General features: G+C 48.9%; 1 protein-coding gene. It reads right to left on the reverse strand.

The annotated features are described in order from the left end of the window. The coding region (locus tag R7Z50_RS25240; RefSeq protein ID WP_318149453.1) for an alpha/beta fold hydrolase at positions 1–958 on the reverse strand (958 nt) is incomplete at both ends.

Below are 958 nucleotides of genomic sequence, written 5' to 3' on the forward strand. Positions count from 1 at the left end.
CGTCTGACGACGAAGTAGGGTCATCCATAAAGCGGAAGATCGCATCAAGCGCTTGATTGCGGTACTGGTCTGTTTCGAACAAGATTTCATGCTGTGCGCCTTCAATAGAAAGCAATGCCGCATGAGGATTGGTTTTACGCAGCTTCTCGATAAAGCGTTTTTGTGCGAGATTGCTGACGATACGATCATTGCCTGCTTGAACCAGTAGCACAGGCACTTTTACTTGGCGAGTTAACAAAAAGCACTGTTTCGCTGCCATGAGTCCTTGCCATACCCAGCGCGTGCTTGGTCCGCCGACTTGCAGTTCCGGTTTTTCTGTATAGAGATTGCGAAACCACTGGTAGCGGCCTGCGCTTTGGCTGAGAGGATTGTCCTCAAAAGGCTTGGGAAAGTACGGCTTGTGGCCCGGCGCATAACGCGGCAGTGGTGACACGGCAGAAAGAATTTGCGTCACTGGGATAGCGATGGGTGATAAGTACCACGGCAAGTTAATGCCAAACATGGGTGCGCTTAAAATCAAACCAGTGAATGGGTGCTCTGGGTGGGTTTGCAGGTAGCGCGTTGCGATGGCACCGCCCATGGAGTGCGCGATGATAAAGCACTGCTGATATTGTTTAAGGTCGTGTTGTTTGATCACCACGTCCATATCATCAATATAGTCAGTAAAGTCATAGACGTGACCCATATCAGAGTCAGATAATAGGCGATCTGATAAACCTTGTCCTCGGTGGTCAAAGGAATACACATCGTAACCTTGGCGGTAGAGATCGTAAAACAGCTCTTGGTACTTCCAGGAAGATTCGATGCGGCCATTGACGATCAGCACGGCTTTTTTGTGTTCAGGGTTGGTGAGTTTGCACCAGTAGATTTTCTTTTTCTCTGTCCCTTTAACAAAGCCCTCTTGGCGAGTTTGCCAAAGTGCTGCGATCGGACCACCAATTGCTTGCTCAAATAATGT

The organism is Vibrio sp. 1249-1, assembly GCF_033340495.1.